Below are 20579 nucleotides of genomic sequence, written 5' to 3'. Positions count from 1 at the left end.
ATCTCAAATCCCAAATCGTATTTTATGAAAACACAAGAGTCTCCTGGAAATTTCGATCGCTATTGGCAAGCCATCAAGCGTCGTTGGCCTGCTGCCTTCAGTGTTTTTGTTTGTGTATTCATAATTTTACAAATAGCTACATTTTTTAAAAAACCTTACTACTTGGCAGAAGGAAAACTAAAATTCCAAAGAACTAACACTACTTCTTCTTTAACAGGAGTAGGAACAGAAATAGGTAAATTAGAGCCATTGGTAAGTGATAAAAGCAATCCTTTGAATACAGAAACAGAAGTGATTCGTTCTATTCCAATTGTTAAAGCTACTATTAATCAACTCAATCTCAGAAACAATGAAAATCTAATTTTAACAACCAAAGAATTTCTCCAACGGTTGACGGTGAAGGAAACAAAGGGAGCGGATATTCTTAGTATTGCCTACAAAGATACAAACCCAGAAACAGCTGCACAAGTTGTTAATACTCTCATAGCAGTGTATTTAGAATACAATATAGCTGGTCATAAAACTCAAGCTGCAACTGCTCGCAAGTTTATCGAAAAACAACTGCCAAATGCAGAATTAGTGGTTCGACAAGCAGAAGCAGAACTAGCAGTTTTTAAAGAAAGAAATAAAATTGTATCCCTACAAGAAGAAGCAAATAAATCACTAGAACTCATCACTGGATTACAACAGCAAATTAGTGAAGCTCAATCTAGATTTGCTGATGTTGAAGCACAAAGTCAACAAATCAAAAAACAGTTACGAATGAACTCTCAGCAAGCCATAATTATGACTTCTTTGAGTCAAACTTCAGGGGTACAAGATATTCTGAGGGAAATCCAGCAGTTAGAATCACAGCTGGCGGCTAGGCGGAGTGTTTTACAAGATAATCATCCAGAAATTATTAATTTGGTATATAAATTACAGTCTTTAAATCAATTACTACAACAACGAGTCAAAAACGTTGTTGGTAGCAATTCACCACAGCCAGATAATAATTTGCAACTAGGACAGTTAGAGCAACAACTTTCTGCAAGACTGGTTGATTTAGAATCAACTCGTTTGGGTTTAGCAAGTCAAATCACCACTTTATCTAATTTAGAAACTAGTTACAAAGAACGCTTAAACAATCTCCCAAGATTAGAACAGCAACAGCGACAATTAGAACGTAAGGTACAAGCAGCGCAATCTACCTATTCGCTTTTATTACAAAAATTGCAAGAAAGCCGCATAGCAGAAAATCAAAGTTTAGGTAATGCTAGCGTTATATCGCAGGCAGAAGTTCCAGAAGAGTCCATTTCTTCTCCGATGTTTTTGTATTTAAGTACAGGTTTATTGTCTAGTTTAGCTGCATTGGCGGTTGTATATGTTTTGGAAAAAATCGATAAATCAATTAAGACAACTGAGCAAGCAAAGGAATTATTAAACTTTACTTTATTAGGGGTAATTCCTGCTTTTAATAAGCCGAAAAATTATCTCCGCGGCAATGAAGAAATGGAGCTATATAGTAAAAGACTCATGGTTCGAGATGCACCGCGATCGTCTATTAATGAAGCATACCGGATGCTGCGGGCAAATCTCAAATTTATGAGTGCTGATAAGGAACTAAAAGTTATAGTTATCACTAGTTCCGTACCCAAGGAAGGCAAATCCACAGTAGCAGCCAATTTAGCCATTACAATGGCTCAAATGGAACGCAAAATCTTATTAGTGGATGCGGATATGCGCCGTCCTGTTCAGCATAAAATTTGGGAACTAATTAATAATGAAGGTCTTAGCAATTTAATCGTTGGACAAGCTGAAATTAATACAGCTATCAAACAAGTAATGGATAATTTGTATGTCCTCACTTGTGGAGTTATACCTCCGAATCCTGGTTCTCTCCTTGACTCTAAAAAAATGGCTGCATTAATTCAAACTTTTTCTGTTTACTACGATTTCGTAATTATTGATGCTCCATCATTAAATGTTGCTGCTGATGCTGCTACTCTAGGACAAATGGCTGATGGCGTATTATTTATTGTCCGTCCAGGAGTAGTTGATTGTGTTAGTGCCACCATTGCAAAAGAGCTTTTAGAAAAATCTGGTCAGAATGTCTTGGGACAGGTTATCAACGGAGTTTTCCCCCAACACGAACGCTACAGTTATTACTACTCCAATGAAGAAAATCATGAAGAATACGCAAGTGAAAAATCACCTGTCAGACTTCAATTACCTGGCTCATAATTCACAATTTACTAATATTATCCATTTCAGCAATTTTTCTAGCCATAAGCAACTATTAGCTCAATTTAACTTCATATCCAGCAATGAAACCAAAAATATCAACTACCCCACCATTGTGAACATTACAGCCACAAAAAACTACGCGTCTCAATTTGGAGACATTGGTGAATTTGTAATTACTCGTAATGGCGATCCGATTCAAGATTTAATCGTGAAGTACAGCATCGAAGGAACAGCTAAATATGGAGTAGATTACCAACCAATTGCTAATTTTGCCATTTTTCCGGCTGGAGTAAATCAGGCAATAATTATAATCCAACCGCAAAAAAGCGACTTTCAGGGTACAAGAACAATCTTGTTAAAATTAGAAAATTTCCTCCATAACCATCGATATATGTTAGGAGAAAATTCTCAGGCAGTGGTGAAGATTCTTGATGATGTTAGTTGTTAATATTGCATTAAATAATTTGAATTTTATTTGCAGCTTTAGTAGCTTTTTCCCTAGCTTCTTTGACATTCACACCTTTTGCTAAAGCTACTCCCATTCGCCGATATGGATGGGCGCTAGGTTTGCCAAATAATCGAATATCTACGTCTTTTTCTGACAAAGCATCAGCGACACCAACAAAAGTAATGGAATCAGATTTTTCAGAAGCTAAAATTACCGCACTCGCTGATGCTCCTAATTGTTCTATATGAGGAATCGGCAAGTTTAAAATAGCTCTGAGATGTAATTCAAATTCGTTGAGATTTTGGGAAATTAATGTCACCATACCTGTATCATGAGGTCTGGGAGAAAGTTCGGAAAAAATCACTTCATCTTTGGTAATGAAAAACTCAACACCAAAAATTCCCGCCCCTCCTAAAGCGTCAGTGACTTTGATGGCTATTTCTTGGGCTTTTAATATCTGAGCTTGAGAAATTTCTGCCGGTTGCCACGATTCTTGATAATCGCCTCTTTCTTGGCGATGACCAATAGGAGAACAGAAAATTGTCGGGGCATTCCACTGTTTAATTGTAAGTAAAGTTATCTCGATTTCAAAATTAATAAATTCTTCTACAATTACCTTTTGACTATCACCTCTAGAATTAGCGATCGCATAATTCCAAGCTTTTTCTACTTCACTCTTATTCTGTACCACAGATTGACCTTTTCCAGATGATGACATCACTGGTTTGACAACATTTGGAAATCCAATTTCATCGGAAACAGCAATCAATTCTTCTAAACTGACTGCATAACCATATTTAGCTGTTCTAATGCCTAATTCCTCGTGTGCCAGTTCCCTAATTCTGTCACGGTTCATTGTATAATTAGTAGCCGCCGCAGTCGGAATAACTGTAATTCCCCGCTGCTCAAATTCCATGAGTTTTTCTGTTCTGATTGCTTCAATTTCTGGTATGATCAAATCTGGCTGATGCTTAGCAACTATAGCTTCTAAATCATCCCCACTGAGCATAGAAATTACTTCAAAACAGTCAGCCACCTGCATTGCTGGAGCATTGGGGTAACGGTCAACAGCAATTACATAATTACCAAGACGCTGAGCCGCGATGGTAAATTCTTTCCCTAGTTCTCCAGAACCAAGCAACATCAATTTTTGGGGCAGTTTAATACTCATTAAATCATCCAAACTAATCTCAATTTCATAATTTTATAACTTTTTTTCAAGATACATCTATGAACAAATTTTTTTATATTCCCCACTGCCTTTTTTAAGTTAATTAAACTTAGCTCCACGCAATTGTAAATCTTGGCGTTGCAGATAAGTTAAACCAGTACCTACACCAAACTGACATTTATCTACTAAAGTATCTAACCAAATAGTTTCATTCAAAGTTGCACCCCGCAAATCTGCATTCCTCAAATCAGCTTTTGTGAAATTTGCAAATAAAAGGTCGGCATTAACTAAACTGCTACCTTGTAAATTTGCTGCTGATAAATTTGCCCTAATAAAGTTGATACCATCTAAAGTTAAACCAGATAAATCTGCTTCTTGAAGATTTGGAAATTTTAGGCGACTTGGATATTTTAAAAACCGCATCAGACAAATTATATTTGCTTCATTGAGGCGCATCTTGGTTAAAAACTCATAACGAGCTATCCCCAATTGTCTGAGAATTTCCAGACGTTGTGTAGGGCTTTGTTCTAAAAATTCAATGGCTATACAGCGAAGGTCTTCAGTAGAAGGATCTAGCATGATGTTTAGATTTTTGTATTAGTTATACTGATTAAAAAATTAAAATTATTTAATTAAATTCATCCTACAGATAGATGAATAAATTTTTATAAGCAATTTGTTTCTTGCTAATTTTTTTCAAAATTCTATAACTTTACTATGTAGCTAATTAATAGATAATATAACAAAAAGAAGAACCCCGACTTATCAAATAAATCGGGGATATAACGCGTGTAAATTAAGTAGAACCCAGCTATAAACCCTGTTTTACTTCAGAATTCAGAATTCTAAATTCTGAATTCTGAATTCTGCTTCATCAAACTAACGTCCTGCCAACAATGCTTTTGTCGCAGACTCACCTGCTAATCTCACCTGTTTTGTTAACTGGAAGTTTAACAATGCTAAAACACTCACCTGGGCTAAAAATGCCATAAAAATTGTTGTCGCCTCAGAATATGATATCCCTGACCAAGGAAAAGTTGAAAACAGCCATATACTGGGATTTTTCCATGAAGACATACCGATAAATTCCAAAATCGCTGGGGGGAGGAACATAACTGCACTAACAGTTCCAATAGCCCAGAAAGAACGTTTGGGAGTTTTGAGCAAAAGTATCAATTGAGCGATGGTGGCATAAATCAACATCATGCTGATAAATAAAGCCAGGGCTAAAAGTAATTTCAACCTATTAATATTGTCACCTGCCCAATTTGGACTCTGGTCTATATCGAAAGCAGATGTCAGTGAAATCCAAACTAGCCAAGGGATACTAACGATTATAAGATTAATGGCGATCGCCACTAATGCAGGACTTTTTTCACTTGTTGTTAAATCCCACCAAATACTCTTGTTGCTTGCTTGATGTCTATATCTCGCCCAATCTTGTACAGTTTGACGGTGAGGCGTAAGAATTGCAATCAAACTGAAAAGCAACCCCACGTTATATAACGCTATCAAACTGAAATTTTCCCTAACTTGTCGATCTAAATCGAAAACTTGGTTCCAATATTGCAAGGTAAATCCCCACATCATCAACTGGCAAAAAGCAACTATTATATAACTTTGTCCCTTGTTGATTACTGAAGCTTGAGGATTACGGAAACAGCGTTTTAGTGCTTTGAAAATTCCGTAACTACAAACTCCATAATTGAATAAGTGCAAGCCGACAACACTCACAACATTTGTTCCCAGAGGTATATAGAAAAACTCCAGGTTTTGTAGCGGAGAACCATTGCTGATACGGAACAAATTCGGGAACAAATAATTAGTTACATCCCAAGGATTAAAAAGTCTCAACCAAGCACCGGAATTATTTAAACTGTTGCCATAGGACGATGCTATTATCATCGTCATAAACAACAAAAAGAAGACAGCACCACTACCCAACCACGGCTGAAAACCACTAAGCCAGCGACTAACTAACCCAAAAAGTAATGCACCACTGTAGAAGAAAATACAGCTAGCAATAACAATAGCGTAGTAACTAAAAATGTAACTCAAGGCTATGTTGGCGGAATGTCCAGCCCACAAATGTAAAGGAATTGCTACTAAGACTATCAGATAAATAAAACTCGGAACTCCTAGCAATTTGCCAGTCAAGATACTTGTTTCTGATTGGGGACTCAGGCGAATAAAATTCAACGTACCGCGACGTTCTTCTTTGACTAAATCATTAATCAGTAAATAAGTTCCTGCAACTAATAGTGTAAATATAAAAATTACACTCAAAGACAGGAATATATATTCCCAATGGTCTCGCCACCATAACTGGAAATTAATTTCGTTGTGCGGGCATAAATTCTTGGATAGGAAATTATGAAATTCGCTAATTTTATATTGATCTGCTTGCTGATAAAGCCTTCTTTGTCGTTCCTCATATATTGGACTTAAACGGCAGTATGTACCAGTAAGCGGATATTTATTAGGAAATTCCCGAAGCTGATATAAATAAACTACCAGTTGCAGTAGTAGGGAAATTACCACCGCAAGCCCCACATGAAAAAATTTCAGGCGTCCTTTTAATTCCCGCAATAATTGGGGATTCGCATCGCCGATTTTGTCCATTAACTTGAGCATCATAAGGAAAAAATTCTCCAAAAATGGCGAGTTATAGCTATGGTACGAACCTTTGGATTTATTCGTTTAGTGAATCCAAAATCCAAAATTTAAAATCTAAAATTCCTTGACGAATCAAGATGCTTGTTTGTGACCTAGTTTTAAGAAAATAGTTTCTAAGTCTTCTTGAGTGCAGTGGAAATCACTCAAAGGAATGCCTGCTTGAATGAGCGATCGCAACAATTCGGCGCAATCTTCCTGAGTCCCTGAAAAGTTTACCCGCACGCTGTTTTTTCCTGGTATTACCTCCCACTGTTCTACTAAAGGATAATGCTTCAATTCACTCAAAAGTGCCTCTATTTTTCCCAAAGTAGATAACACAATTTGCTGATGTGAAAGACGTTGATAAAGTTGCTGTAGGGAAGTACTTTCTACCAAAAAGCCAAGTTCCATGATTCCCACGGAAGTACACAATTCCGCTAAATCGCTGAGAACGTGGGAAGAAATTAATATAGTCATTCCAGCTTCTCGTAAAGCCTTGATGATTTCCCGGAAATGCATTCTCGCAATGGGGTCAAGTCCTGAAACAGGTTCATCTAGTAATAGTAAAATCGGTTCGTGGATAATGGTTCGCGCTAAACTCAAACGCTGTTTCATCCCCCGCGAGAGGGTAGAAATCATGCTGTGGCGTTTGTTACCAAGTTGGATTAATTCTAAAACTTCATGTAGTCGTTGAGTGCGCCGTGGTTCCCGCAGGCGATACAAACGCGCAAAATAATCTAAGTAGTCCCAGACTGTTAAATCTTCATACAGTGGATAGTCATCTGGTAAGTAGCCAAGACGACGCTTGAGTTTGGGATTACCTCGATCGCGTAAAAGGCGATCGCCATTAATATAAATCTCACCCGTAGTAGGTTCCTCAGCAGTGGCCAACATCCGGATGAGAGTCGTTTTACCTGCGCCATTCGGCCCAATTAGTCCATATACTTCACCCACCTGGATTTCTAAATCAACATCATTGACAGCAACATGTCGGTCAAATTGCTTAGTGAGTCCACGGGTGTAAATTGCTAATTCTTTTACCATCGCTGCTGGGGTGCGGCTTGTGATTAACAGTTAAGCTAACCTTTTTCTCCACCATTTGTCAGGCTGGTTTCGGAAATTGAAACTAATTTTCAAAAAATTTACAACATAAAGAAAGTAGCTAAGGCATCTACCCTAACTACTTTTTAATTCTGACAACAGATTTCCAGAAAATAAACTACACAAGCCAAGTCTACTAGCCAGCTATAAAAATTCTTTAAATTCTGACTCCTGACTTCTAACTCCTGGATTCTGACTCCTGAATTCTGAATTCTGAATTCTGACTCCTGAATTCTGAATTCTGACTCCTGACTCCTGACTCCTGAATTCTGACTCTTTGAATTCTCAAGTTATTTCCGATAATGGTGGAATAACAGTAGTAATCCCATTACCAGTTGAAGTGCTAATTGTATAACGATATTCAGGAACTGGATACCCAGCTTCGCCAAAGGTTTCTCGTATAGTTTTGTTTGTATCGAAGTAAACTTGCCAGTAGTGGTCATTATGGCAATAAGGACGTACTGCTAGAACTGGCCCTGCCAAGTTGAAATCGAGAATTTCCACATCCGGTGCTGGATTTTGTAGAACATTAGGAATTTGACTAATTTTCGCTTTCAAAAGAGTTATGGCTTGATTATGTTCCACATCATGATGCAGTTGAGCCAGCAAATCGACCCGACGGTAAGGATTTGCAGAAAAATTCTGAATATTATCAGCAAATATTTTGTTATTTGCCACAATCGTCAACACGTTATCAGGTGTATTGATATTGCTTGTGAACAGTCCAATTTCTGTAACAGTACCCGTGACACCGGCAGCTGTGATGAAATCACCAACTTTAAATGGTCGAAAAATAATTAAAAATGCCCCTGCTGCAAAGTTCGCCAGTAATCCCCCCCATGCTGCACCAATGGCCACACCGGCGGCGGCTAGCAATGCAGCAAAAGAAGTTGTTTCAATGCCAAAAAAACCAAGAATTGCCACAATTAGAACAATTCTCAGCGTGACACCAATAATATTCAGAAGATAGTTAATTAGTGTCGGTTCGACTTGTTGGCTGCGGAAGGCACGCCGCAGTAGCTTTAATCCAAAATCAATCAAGCGTTGAGCAATCAGCCACAAAGCGATCGCACCTAAAATTTTCAGCCCAAACTGAGTTAAAAGTTGACTAGCAACCTGACTAATCTGTCTGAAATCCATAATTTTTTTGTTTGTGAATTATTAAACACAATCAACATACAAGAAATTGCACTAAAACCACGTATCAATACTTTTTTTTTAATTTTTATTTGGCTTTTGAGAAAATTGGGAGTAGGAAATATAAATTTTTAAAAATTTACTACTGTTCACAATGAACAGTCAACAGTCAACTACCATGTACTGTTGTTTATTTTTTGGAGTTTCTTTACCTTCTATAAAACAACAAAGGGCGAGAAATTAAACTCACCCTTTGATCTCGTTTATTCACTTATCACAGAAGTACAAGCTTGAGCTTCCTGCCACAGTTTGTGTAAAAAGAACTCGGCGCGATCGCTCATTGTGGTGACAAATACACCCACAGCATCCTCAGAACCATCTGATAGCCAAGAACCCCGCAAGGTGACTTCCACATATTCGGAATCGCACACAGACAAAGCAATAATTTCTCTGTCATCTCTTTTTACCTCAGCCTTCAGTGCTTCTACTCCCCGTAAATCAACAGGAAGCAAAAAGGAAGCTGTACTGGGTTCAACGGCCAGAGTTTGCCCGACTCGCAGAGCCAAAATCACTCGTTGCGCCACCCATTCCTCTAGCGACTGAGTGAGAAATTCTAAATAAAAGCTGCTTTCAGTGTAAGTTAATTTCAGCATTCCTTATGCTCTCCTGTTATTCCAGGTTTGCTTGCACATTTATCCAAAACTCTTCAGTCTGTACATTGCGGTATCAGATAATCTGGCGTTAAATGTTTGCTGCTACCGCAATCTTGGTAAATACAATCCCCTGGTGGTAAGACTTTTCGCCAATTAATTACTGAAAGTTTCCACATCTGCTCCCAATTTGAGTCAGTGAATTTGCCATTCACTTTCCGTGGTAAAACTCAGCAATAGAGTCTTTTTTGTTACTCATAAAACAATCGCCCGCTTGATATTGCTCCCACATAGTGGTAAATAATTCTGATAAAACATCACCACGGATTGCTCTAACAGTTGCCTTGCAGTCGTCACAGCTTCACTCCTTATAAAAAACCCCCGCTTCTTCTTTACCTGAAGCGGGGGTTGGAAATTGACCGAAAATTTTTCTGGTCTTATATCGGTACAGTATTCCTTCGCCTGTACCCCCCGCTTTCTTTATCTAGTTGTGGTTTTGCTATCTGCCAACTAATGCCTAAATATCTAAACTCATCTTTACCCTCTGTGATTTGCCCATGATTTCGGCTAATACCGCCCATAAATAAATACTCCACTCCCACAGCAGCTGATTCCCAATCGGCTCGGCAATTGGTAGCGCATAAGGAAGTAGAGATGGGGTAAATGGATTTCACAGAAAATTTCACCTATTGAACATTCCTTTAAACATACTACACTTGTATTACTATCCTGTCTATACCTTTAAGGAGAAAAAGTCATGCATACAATCGCTCGCACCCCAACCACCGATATGGAAGTTACCAGCATCCGCCTAGAACGCGAACTCAAAGATAAACTCAAAGAAATCGCAGGAAATCAGGGATATCAAGCTTTGATCCGAGATATTCTTTGGAATTATGTCCAGCAAAAATCAGGTGAATGGAAGCCGCGATTTTCCAAAGCCGATATTCGAGCTAGCATAGCTGCCACAGCGCAGCAAGAAGAACGCTGTGTACTCACAGGTCAACTCATACAACCCCAACAGCCAATGTTGCTAGGACTGACAAGGAATGGCGATATGGTTCCTCTGAGTGTCGAAAGTCTGGCTGGATAGTTTCATATCCAAAGGAATGCAGCCCGATTATTTTAATCAAAATAACCGAGCTGCATTCAAAATTTAGCTTGATTTTCTCTGCTGGTTAAATATATTTTTAAAACTTATAGTTTATTTATTTACGTTTATTTATAGTTATAATTGTGAAGTTGGTAACGGATAACCGCCAATGTTAACAACTTCTTGCCAATAACCAAACTCAAAGGCTACACCCGCCTGATATACACAGAGAATTTCTTGGAAAGCCGGCGCGATCGTTCTCAAAAAAAGGGACTTGCAAGTACAAAAAATATTCCATTGCTACTGTAGACTCTTGAGCAAGAACAGGGTGTACAGTCAAAAAATAATCCTGTTTTTGGTACACTCCACCCAAAAACACTGTGTAGGAAGTGGTTGAGTGGGTGTACGGAGAATTGATTTTCCCCAGACCCTTCCTCTTGAGGGTTCGCAGTCAACAGCCTATGGTTTACAACTTGAAGTTATTGTTTATTTTTTGGAGTTCCCAAAGAAGTCTAGCGATCGCTCTTAAATGCTGTCAAATGCGATCGTTGAATATCCCATCTTATGAAAAGCTCTTTGCATCTAGTGGTCTACCAACCCAAAAATGCTGCGTGAGGGCTGGGTAAAGGGGAAGGGCTAAACGGTAAGGTTCCCCTTYCCCCTTTCCCCTTTCCCCTCCTAAGTCACCAAAGCGAAGTCCTAATCTTTTATCTTTCTATTTTTGATACCTTCAGCTTTTTTGTATCTTTTTGAGACTAAAACTAGATTCAAGAACAGCTTGTAAATGTACTAAAATTTGGATAATTTTTACTAAAAAAATAAATCTTATTAAGTAATATTACGGATAAAACTACTGGTACTTGGGGTTTGATTCTAGAGTAATTACGGTTTATGTATACTTACAGACAGGATATTCTAAGTCAAAGTTAGTTAATCATATCAATATAAAGAAACGAAAAATAATCTGGCTAAGGGATTTTAGCATATCTTAACTATCTAAGTATTCATGTAGCAATTTGCTTAATATATTTGGAAACTTGGCCATCTGACATAGAAAAGGGCTATAACAGGTGAGAGAAAGTATTCATACAAAATTTGTCAATTATCAGGGTGTAGCAACACAACTAACGGTGAAGAATATGCCAAAAGGTTGGGTGCAAAAACAATGGATTTTTTATCCAAAGGCGTGCCAAGAATGAAAAAGCCTTTATCGTCGCCGCCACATTACTTGAATGACGTAGATCGACTACAACCTTACCAAGTCAAGCTGATGCAGCATCAGGAAGAACCAGCCCGCCAGTTGGTACACAAGATTAACCAAATCATTGCTAATAGTTCAGCAACGACATTGATGCTGCAAGAGATTGCCCGATTGCTAGGAGTTACTTTTCAAGTAGATTGCTGCTGCTTGGTTTCAGTAACAGGTGAGATCTCCGACGAACCAACTGCTACTAATTGGTGTGCTGACGATTATTTAGGGTTACCACACCCAGAAGAGATATTTTCGATGGAACAGTTGCTAATGCACTCCCCAGTGCTGCAATGTGCTGCTGAACCATTGACTATTGAAGACATTTCTATCATTCAGAATAGTCTGGTAATTGGATGTCAATATCTGCCATTGCCGATAAAAGCAGTTTTAGCAATTCCTACTCGGCTTGCTGGCAATAACAATGGAGTGATTTGTCTGATTAAATTCCAACCTTATGATTGGAGTGAATCAGAAAAACAACTGCTCAAAGAAGTAGAATCATCTTGCGCGATCGCTTTTTCTCGACTCGCACAAGCCCAGCTAATTGCTAGTCAACAACAGGATTTGCAAAAAACTTATCAACATCAAAACTTGATCAAGCAATTAACCATATTAAGCCGCAGTAACTTGGAGCTTAATCAAATGTTCCAAGTAGTTATTGCCTCTACTGCTGAATCTCTACAGGCAGATCGGGGTTTACTGATTCTGTTGAAATATACAGATCCACTATTTAGGACTCAAGCGAAGAAACAAATTCCCAAAGCCAAAGCTACGGTAGTTGGTGAATGGACAAAGAAGACACAAAATTCTCGCACCAGCAAACTAGAGATTTTAAATCAGTCTTTTTCGCTTTCCGAGTGTGGTTTATGCCAGCGTGCCTTTATAGATTCTGGAAAACCAGTAATTTTCGACGATCTTACAGCCCAAAATGATATCTCCTGTGCTGTTCCATTATTTGCACTAGAGGAATTGCCTGCGGTACTGTTGATGCCATTAGAAAGTCAAGGTAAGATTTTAGGCTTTTTAGTCTTACAGCAATCTTTCCCTCGTAGTTGGCAACCAGCAGAATTAAATCTTGTGGAAATGGTTTGCGCTCAAGTGAGTAATGCCATCATTCAGTCACAGACATTGCGTCAAGTGCAAACTTTGGTCGATGAGCGAACAGCAAAACTACAGAGTAGTCTGGAACTTCAAGCAAAATTGCATGAAAGAACCAGGCAATATGTTGAGCAGTTGCGGCAGTTGAACGAACTCAAAGATGAATTTTTGAGTAATATGAGCGATCGCTTACGCTACCCCTTGACAAACATGTTGATGTCAATTCGCAACCTACGTTTGCCAGGAATAGCACCAGACCGCCAGCTGAGATATTTGGATATTCTAGAGCAGGAATGTACAAAAGAAATTAACTTAATTAATGACTTGTTGACACTCCAGAAGCTAGAGTCACCTCACGAAGCTCCGCAATTAGAATCTATAGATTTAAATACTAGAATTGAGCATATAGCAGCATCTTTTGAGAAAAAACTTGCCGAGAAGGGATTAAACATTTCCATAGAGTTACCGCAAGAGTCCCTCAGACTGCAAACTGAACTGGAAAGTTTTGACCGTATTCTCCAAGAATTGCTCACCAATGCCTGTAAATACTCAGAACACGATACCATCGTTCGCCTACACGCCTTTCATCAAGTCGATGAACAAATAGATCGAGTTATCATAAAAGTGACGAACATCGGACGTGCCATTTCTGAAGAAGAAGCGACCTACATCTTTGACAAGTTCCGTCGCGGTAAAGGGCGCTGGACTCCAGGAACCGGCTTGGGACTTGCTTTAGTCAAGTCTTTAGTGCAGCATCTCAATGGAGCGATCGCAGTTGAAAGTTTACCAATACCAGATTCTCAACAGAGCGAAATTTGCTTCACCCTGACTCTGCCTCAATTTTCTGACGAAAGCAAACCATAATTCGCAAAGTGACTCAAGAATACAACACAACAGAGAACCTTGATTTTCAGCGTTCCACTGATGACACCAACTTAGAAGCTGATTTGCCTGCTGATGCACTTGCCCTATTGGCTAAAGTCGAAGTTCAAATAGAAAAACTAGCACAGCGGCAACGGCAAATCAGTGCTAAAATCCAAATCCCTCAGCCAGTGGAACAAATTTGGAAGGTTCTGACCGATTATGAAGCCTTGGCTGACTTCATTCCCAACCTTGCCAAAAGTCGTCTCATCGAGCATCCTGACGGCGGTATTCGACTCGAACAGATAGGCTCCCAGCGCTTACTAAATTTCAACTTTTGTGCGCGGGTAGTTCTGGATCTAGAAGAATACTTCCCGAAAGAAATTAATTTCCGTATGGTAGAAGGGGATTTTAAAGGCTTCTCTGGTACTTGGTGCTTAGAGCCTTATTCCCTTGGAGAGCAGATAGGAACCAATCTTTGCTATACAATTCAAGTTTGGCCTAAGCTCACTATGCCAGTGTCAATTATTGAAAACCGCTTGAGTAAGGATTTGCGGTTCAATCTGCTAGCTATTTACCAACGTGTAGAAGAACTAGCCAGTGAAAAAAGCTGATGTTTGGTAAACTATCATTCAGAGTTAGTGCTGAGTGATAGTTATTACTAACGTTACCTCTTCATCAAAATATCAGCTTTTCGTTTTTTAGTACCCCCAGGGGAATTCGAATCCCCGTTACCTCCGTGAAAGGGAGGTGTCCTAGGCCTCTAGACGATGGGGGCATCGGACTCAGACCTTTTATAAATTAACGAATTTTCTCAAGGATGTCAATAGCTTTTGCCAAAAAAAGTTGGTGGCGGCTAAACTGGGTGGAGGCGAAAGTTTGAAAAGGATACACAGATATGGATACACACAAAAAAGTCCGTAGATGCTTGTCCGGGTTGGGGCAGAGTTACTCAACCTCCAGGGCTGCCAATTTTAGTAGATGCCTAAATAGAAAAAACGCAAAATTCGCCAAAGGAGAAAGGGTATGATGTTGTACCCTGTAGAGTTAATACCTACAGTTTTTTTACAAAAGATTTTGAAATAAATGGCTCAAAATCTACAACATGGAAGCATCTTTTGAAATCACTCTCCAGATGGCGATCGCTGTGCTAGCAGGTATTAGCGCCCAAGTCTTGGCTGCATACCTCCGAGTACCCAGCATCGTCTTGTTATTGCTGTTGGGCATCTTATTTGGCTCTGATGGTCTAGGACTGTTACACCCCAATCTGTTAGGCACTGGACTGGAAGTTATTGTTGCCCTAGCAACGGCAATTATTTTGTTTGAAGGTGGGCTGAATTTAGATCTGCGAGAATTAGGCAGAGTTTCAGTTAGCCTACAATTACTCGTCACTCTTGGAACCTTAATCACACTGCTTGGTGGCAGTATGGCTGCCCACTGGCTGGGTGAATTTCCTTGGAACATAGCTTTTCTCTATGCTTCCATAGTCGTGGTTACAGGCCCTACTGTCGTTGGCCCCTTACTCAAACAAATCAATGTAGACCGACAGGTAGCCACACTTTTAGAAGGCGAAGGAGTTTTAATTGACCCTGTAGGAGCGATCCTGGCTTTCGTCGTCTTGGATACGATTTTGAACGGCGATGCTCAGCCAATTAATGCCATCGTTGGTTTGCTGATGCGGTTGGGTGTTGGTGCCGCAATTGGTGGCGCTGGTGGTTATTTGATGAGTTTGATTTTCAAACGTGCCAGTTTTTTGTCATTCGAGCTGAAAAACCTAGTGGTGCTGGCAATACTTTGGAGTTTGTTTACCTTATCGCAAATGATCCGCAGTGAATCGGGAGTAATGACGACAGTAGTCGCCGGAGCGGTGTTTGCTAACTCCTCAGTTCCAGAAGAACGTCTGTTAAAAAGCTTTAAGGGTCAGCTGACAATTCTCAGCGTTTCCGTACTATTCATCCTATTAGCTGCTGACCTATCCATCGCCAGTGTGTTTGCTTTAGGCTGGGGTAGTTTACTCACTGTTTTGGTACTAATGTTCGTTGTTCGCCCAATTAATATCCTGTTCTGTACCTGGAACAGTGACCTCAACTGGCGGCAGAAATTGTTTTTGAGTTGGGTTGCTCCTAGAGGAATTGTTTCCGCCTCTGTTGCTTCTCTATTTGCAATTTTGTTAACACAACGGGGAATCAATGGCGGTGACTCCATCAAAGCTTTGGTATTCTTAACAATTATCATGACTGTTGTCTGCCAAGGACTAACGGCTGGCTGGGTTGCTAGATTTCTACAAATAACCTCCAAAGATGCAACTGGGGCTGTAATTGTGGGTTGTAATCCCTTGAGTCTTTTGATTGCTCGGTTCTTTCAAGAACGGGGAGAAAACGTAGTCATGATTGATACTGACCCCCAATGTCTCCTGCAAGCCGAAGCCCAAAATCTGCGGGTAATTGCTAGTAGTGCCTTGGATGGAGCGGTTTTGGAAGAAGCCGGACTTGCTTCTATGGGTACTTTTTTGGCGATGACAAGTAATGGTGAGGTAAATTTTGTTTTGGCTCAACGAGCAGCTGAAGAGTTTAATCCGCCACGAGTGTTAGCAGTTTTTCCCCGTGACCCCCAAGCTAGTAGCTCAGCCAATAACAAAGTTAATCAAGCTTTTATGCCAGATTTAGCCATTAAGACTTGGAATGAATATCTCAATGATGGGCGAGTCAAGCTGGGGACAACAACCCTCAATGAGTCAGAGTTTTCCACTCAATACGATCGCATCCAAGAGAAAATTCGGACTGGGGTATTAATTCCGCTATTGTTAGAACGAAAAGAGCGCTTACAAGTAATGCCAGCTAATCAAGAGTGGGAAGTTGGCGATCGCATTATCTACCTATTGCATGACCCAAGACCCAGCCTTTTAAAACGCTTATCCGGTGCCACCCAATCTACTCCCCTACCTCTAGAAAAGTTACCAGAAGTTGAAGACCTACCCTTAGCGCCTTTATCTCAGCTTTCTACTACTGAGAGTGCTGGGAGATGAGGGAGCAGGGGAAGAATAAAACTCCTCACTCTTAACTCCTAACTTCTTTGCGCCTCACCACTCTGTTGCCATTCTTGCCAAACTAAAGCAGATAAATGCAGTATGGCTAGAATTAGTGTCGTTGTAGCAATCAAATAAGTGTGTATTGTGTAAAGATGCTCAACAGTAACTGTACTGATGGCTCCACCACCTGCGAGGATGTCGCGCAGTTGCCCACCAATTAAAGGAATGGCTTCGATGGTTCTTAACTCAATATTAAAACGCCAGTAGCCTTCTTGAGTCCAGTCCAGAATCATCGCCGTCCAATTTAGTCCGATGGCACTAAGGGTAAATAAAATTCCACTAATCCAAGCAGTCAGCCAACTTTTATTAAATTGCCGACTTAAAAACATAACTACGATTTGAATTAAGGCGACGGCAATCAGGCCGTTACCAGCAAGCTCGTGGGATCTCCAAAATAACCAACCGTATGGCACTTGTGTATTAATTGTCTTTAATGAGTTATAAGCGCCGCCGGCTGTCGGCTGGTAGTAAAAAGAAAGTAAAACTCCGCTAGAAACGTAAATTAAGCACAAAGTCAGAATTACAACTGATAATATCGTCGCTACTCGTCGCAGAATTCTATCGAACTGGGTGCTTTGCATGGCTCACCCCTCCTGTTCTTAAGTAGGTATTTATTCTTATAAAACTATTTTAGCTAATAAATTTTAATGAATTTTGCTTTTCTTATATAAAAATAAAGTTTTTTAAATCAAATATTGCACCCAAGCTTTTAAGGGTTCTGGCGAGCCATACCAAATCCCAGGACTTCGGGGGGAATGGTTGACTCCTTCAATCACTAGATTTTCTGCGCCTTTCAAGTGAGCTGCTTCAATGGGGGTGATTCCGTCACCCCAAGTGTTACCTTGGCCACAGGTTAATTTGTAGCTACTGTAAGCAAACCAGCTACCACGCCGCCTTGCTCCAAAAATAGTTTTGCCCGCCACGCAAACGTAACGAACATTTTTGTAAAAAGCTCCGGGATAGTTATTAGTAACAAAATCGAGATTGGAACGCGTCCAGCGTTCTTGGCTAATGTGGGGTGTACCCAAGGTAATGAGAGTTGCAACCAAGGGATGAGCTTGCCAAAGAGATGTTTTGACACCACTGCGTGGGAAATAGGGTTTTTCTCCCATATAAATGCGCGATATCCAACCCCCGGCTGAATGACCAATTAAATTGATTTGAGTAGCGTTATGTTGCTGCAATATCTGTTTAACAGTGTCATCAAGTTGTTGCAAAATCGGCGTTACAGGTCTGCCGCCAATGGTGGGTAGCCAGTCACGGCGTCGTAGTGGTACTGTGACTGTGGGAAAATTTAACTGCTGTAAAGATTGTTCTAGTTGCCGATAAGCGATGGCATTTTCTAGATAGCCTGGAACAATAACTGTTGGTAACGGCATTTAAAATTTTGGCTGCAAAGATTTAAAGTTTTGAATTTTTTAACAAATCAATAATTAGAAGACTGTTGACCGTTGACGGTTCACAGTTAACACTCAACCACCATCTGCTGGTGTTTATTTGAGTTCCCTTATAATATTTAACTCACTCTTGGAAGCTGAAAATACGTGTCTATGGGTTTTAAGACTAAATTGTCAAGAAAATAGTACACTTCACAACAGTTTTAGACTCGGCTGATGTGGTAAGATTGTCACAAGTGACGTATTATATATCATTTTAACGTGCCATTTTTTACGTAATCTTTGTAAAAAAAGAGGCAGTAGAAAAGACAAAAAAATAGATCGAATGTTCCGATCTAGTTGAAATTATCTGAAATATGACATTGATAAATATCCGAAATATTTAGTTTTAATGGTGCGCTTTATAACAATAAAAAGTAAAAAGTAGTGATTGCATAACACATTTTTTTAGCAAGCTGAATTTAACAAATATGATAGAGCATCATTAAGAAATTCAAAAGTTGAGAAAATGGTAATCTTAGCGTCTGGATTGCCACGATGGGAAGTTATTATTTCCTTAGAGGGACGCATCTGTTGGAATATATTGCAAGATAGTCACCAAAGAGCAAATTTTTAGCCAACTGCAACTGAGTCGAGTGAACGGTAACAGCCATGTCTTATGTCTCCCTGCTGAAAAATATACCAGAAATTATTACCCAGCCAATTGGGATAGCAGCTTTAGCTTCTGTTGGCATCCACGGTGCGATCGCCATGATCGTACCATTGATGCCCATAGACTCTAACAAGCCCAAGGAAACGGCATCATCAAAAACAGTCGGACTTTTGGAATTGAGTCAAGCCGACCAAAGCCGTTTGCCCCAAAGCACACCCCAACCGCAGGTAGGTTTACAACAATTATCCCCAATAGCCCCACTTTCGACACCGAATTTTAACGCCCAGAGTGTATTACCTCCATTGGCACCACCAACCACAAGTCAGTTAGTGCTGCCTCCCCTACCTCCATCAGCTAATAGCTATCGGGTTTCCTCTGTGCCTACAAGACAGTCTCTCAGGAGGATTCCCAATTATAATTTTGGGTTTGACGCTTCTAAATTTGACAGTTCTAGATACAATAGCACCCCGAAATTTTCGCCATCAGTTCCTTCAGTTCCTCCAGCTTCTTCTTTGAGTGAAAGCGATCGCAAATACGAGACACCCCAACCGTTGGCTGTCAATCGCTTGCCACAATTACAGTCACAGAACATACCTGATGACATTCTCCAAAGTGGCCAATCTCAGAATCTTTCAGATATTCCCCCCGTCACAACACCACAAGGAAATCCAACCCCACAAATGACGCAACCAACTAACGATGCGTCTAAAATCTCTCAAAACTTACTGGTAAATTCAATAAAACAAAGTCGAGCAAATAGCAACACTTTAATGGGAACTAGGGGAATAACATCCCAAGCAAGCGATTTATCCCCTAAAGGAACTCAACAGACAATCGCACAACTGGATTCTTATGCTGCTCTGAAAAAAGAAGTGGAAAAAGAATACCCCAATGCAGAACAAAAACCAGTAATTCGACAAACAGTAGCTACAGATAAGCCAAATGTAGAAGGAACTGTTTTAGGAGTATTAGTGGTAGATCCTGATGGCAAGGTCTTAGATATCAAGTTTCAAGACAAGTTACTTACCCCAGAATTGCGAACAAAAGCCAGGGAATACTTTAACAAACAATCCCCCAAGGGAGATAAAAAGATTAGTTCTTACCCATTTAACCTAGTTTTCCAAAACAACGGTAGCAACACAATTGGGACGACTCAAGACCAAAAGCCATTTCCATTAGCACCAGCAGGCAATAACAATCAGCTAACGCCATTACCAGGGGCTACTTCTAAACCGTCTTCCGAAGCCCCAATTAAAACTAATCAGTCTGCGCCTTTACCCGCACGTACCCTCAAACCCTTAGTTGTGCCAGCATCAACAGATGCTGCAAAGCCATCATCACAAGTGGAAATCAAAAATAATCAGCCTGCTTCCTTACGGACAAATACCCTCAAACCATTAGTTCTACCAAGAGTCAATACCAATCAAACCCAGCCTTTACCAGCAGTTACTTCTAAACCATCATCGCAACTGCCGATCAAAAATAACCAGGTTACCCCTTCACCAGCAGCTAGTAGTTCTTCTGAATCGCTATTAACGCCGAGAGTGAATCAAAATCAGGCAACACCAACTCCTGAATCCGAACAAGAATTACTACAACAGTTGCGCCAACTGAAGCAAAACAGACAAAAGTCTACTCCAGAAAAATAGCCCAATTGAGATCGGATTTCAGCAGGGGTGACGTACAGTTAATCTCAGGGGCGTAAGTTATGCGCCCCTAGCGGTGTACTGTGTATATCAAATCCATTTAG

General features: G+C 40.0%; 17 protein-coding genes and 1 tRNA gene. 7 read left to right on the top strand and 11 right to left on the bottom strand.

The window, feature by feature from the left end; all coding sequences use genetic code 11:
- Positions 1 to 24 precede the first annotated feature (24 nt).
- Positions 25 to 2223 (top strand): GumC family protein, encoded by a 2199-nt coding sequence (locus VF06_RS01510; protein ID WP_099071925.1) that lies wholly within the window; start codon positions 25 to 27, stop codon positions 2221 to 2223.
- On the top strand, positions 2168 to 2674 hold the full coding sequence (locus VF06_RS01505) for a hypothetical protein (RefSeq protein ID WP_099076657.1): 507 nt from the start codon (positions 2168 to 2170) through the stop codon (positions 2672 to 2674). The genes VF06_RS01510 and VF06_RS01505 overlap by 56 nt, the downstream gene beginning before the upstream one ends.
- A gap of 7 nt (positions 2675 to 2681) precedes the next feature.
- On the opposite strand, the gene purT is transcribed toward VF06_RS01505, so the two are convergent.
- The 7 genes from purT to VF06_RS01470 form a co-directional block, all read right to left on the bottom strand.
- Positions 2682 to 3845 (bottom strand): formate-dependent phosphoribosylglycinamide formyltransferase, encoded by a 1164-nt coding sequence (gene purT, locus VF06_RS01500; RefSeq protein WP_099071927.1) that lies wholly within the window; start codon positions 3843 to 3845, stop codon positions 2682 to 2684.
- Positions 3846 to 3944: 99 nt separating this feature from the next.
- Positions 3945 to 4424, bottom strand: a complete 480-nt coding sequence (locus VF06_RS01495; protein ID WP_099071928.1) for a pentapeptide repeat-containing protein — start codon at positions 4422 to 4424, stop codon at positions 3945 to 3947.
- A gap of 300 nt (positions 4425 to 4724) precedes the next feature.
- Positions 4725 to 6482: an ABC transporter permease gene (locus VF06_RS01490; RefSeq protein ID WP_099071929.1), complete on the bottom strand. Its 1758-nt coding sequence runs from the start codon at positions 6480 to 6482 to the stop codon at positions 4725 to 4727.
- A gap of 111 nt (positions 6483 to 6593) precedes the next feature.
- Entirely contained in the window at positions 6594 to 7544 is a 951-nt protein-coding gene (locus VF06_RS01485; protein ID WP_099071930.1) for an ABC transporter ATP-binding protein, read from the bottom strand.
- A 342-nt stretch (positions 7545 to 7886) separates the two neighbouring features.
- Complete coding sequence (locus VF06_RS01480) at positions 7887 to 8741, bottom strand: mechanosensitive ion channel family protein (RefSeq protein ID WP_099071931.1); 855 nt, start codon at positions 8739 to 8741, stop codon at positions 7887 to 7889.
- A 260-nt stretch (positions 8742 to 9001) separates the two neighbouring features.
- Positions 9002 to 9391 (bottom strand): alr0857 family protein, encoded by a 390-nt coding sequence (locus VF06_RS01475; RefSeq protein ID WP_099071932.1) that lies wholly within the window; start codon positions 9389 to 9391, stop codon positions 9002 to 9004.
- A 434-nt stretch (positions 9392 to 9825) separates the two neighbouring features.
- Complete coding sequence (locus tag VF06_RS01470; RefSeq protein WP_099071933.1) at positions 9826 to 10074, bottom strand: hypothetical protein; 249 nt, start codon at positions 10072 to 10074, stop codon at positions 9826 to 9828.
- Between the two features lie 71 nt (positions 10075 to 10145).
- Between VF06_RS01470 and VF06_RS01465 the strand changes: the two genes are divergently transcribed.
- Positions 10146 to 10481: a ribbon-helix-helix domain-containing protein gene (locus tag VF06_RS01465; RefSeq protein ID WP_099071934.1), complete on the top strand. Its 336-nt coding sequence runs from the start codon at positions 10146 to 10148 to the stop codon at positions 10479 to 10481.
- 135 nt (positions 10482 to 10616) lie between these two features.
- Here VF06_RS01465 and VF06_RS42300 read toward each other — a convergent pair whose 3' ends face one another.
- Positions 10617 to 10745, bottom strand: coding sequence for a hypothetical protein (locus VF06_RS42300; protein ID WP_257207488.1), 129 nt, complete (start codon positions 10743 to 10745; stop codon positions 10617 to 10619).
- A 931-nt stretch (positions 10746 to 11676) separates the two neighbouring features.
- On the opposite strand from VF06_RS42300, the gene VF06_RS01460 reads away from it, so the two are divergent.
- On the top strand, positions 11677 to 13695 hold the full coding sequence (locus VF06_RS01460) for a GAF domain-containing sensor histidine kinase (protein ID WP_099071711.1): 2019 nt from the start codon (positions 11677 to 11679) through the stop codon (positions 13693 to 13695).
- Positions 13696 to 13703: 8 nt separating this feature from the next.
- Positions 13704 to 14306, top strand: a complete 603-nt coding sequence (locus VF06_RS01455; protein WP_099071686.1) for an SRPBCC family protein — start codon at positions 13704 to 13706, stop codon at positions 14304 to 14306.
- Positions 14307 to 14397: 91 nt separating this feature from the next.
- Here VF06_RS01455 and VF06_RS01450 read toward each other — a convergent pair.
- Positions 14398 to 14470 (bottom strand) — tRNA-Glu (locus VF06_RS01450).
- A gap of 327 nt (positions 14471 to 14797) precedes the next feature.
- Here VF06_RS01450 and VF06_RS01445 point away from each other — a divergent pair.
- Complete coding sequence (locus VF06_RS01445) at positions 14798 to 16717, top strand: cation:proton antiporter (protein ID WP_099071687.1); 1920 nt, start codon at positions 14798 to 14800, stop codon at positions 16715 to 16717.
- Positions 16718 to 16755: 38 nt separating this feature from the next.
- On the opposite strand, the gene VF06_RS01440 is transcribed toward VF06_RS01445, so the two are convergent.
- Both VF06_RS01440 and VF06_RS01435 read right to left on the bottom strand, forming a co-directional pair.
- The gene (locus tag VF06_RS01440) at positions 16756 to 17361 is read right to left on the bottom strand and encodes a cytochrome b N-terminal domain-containing protein (protein ID WP_099071688.1); all 606 of its coding nucleotides are present in this window, start codon (positions 17359 to 17361) and stop codon (positions 16756 to 16758) included.
- A 102-nt stretch (positions 17362 to 17463) separates the two neighbouring features.
- Complete coding sequence (locus VF06_RS01435) at positions 17464 to 18159, bottom strand: esterase/lipase family protein (RefSeq protein WP_099071689.1); 696 nt, start codon at positions 18157 to 18159, stop codon at positions 17464 to 17466.
- Positions 18160 to 18828: 669 nt separating this feature from the next.
- Between VF06_RS01435 and VF06_RS01430 the strand changes: the two genes are divergently transcribed.
- Entirely contained in the window at positions 18829 to 20478 is a 1650-nt protein-coding gene (locus VF06_RS01430) for a hypothetical protein (protein ID WP_099071690.1), read from the top strand.
- The last annotated feature ends 101 nt before the right edge of the window (positions 20479 to 20579 follow it).

Origin of the sequence: Nostoc linckia z4 (genome assembly GCF_002608075.1) — a bacterium.
Taxonomy (GTDB): domain Bacteria; phylum Cyanobacteriota; class Cyanobacteriia; order Cyanobacteriales; family Nostocaceae; genus Nostoc; species Nostoc linckia.
The sequence above is the reverse complement of the archived record's forward strand: the minus strand, read 5'-3'. Positions and strand labels throughout refer to the sequence as shown.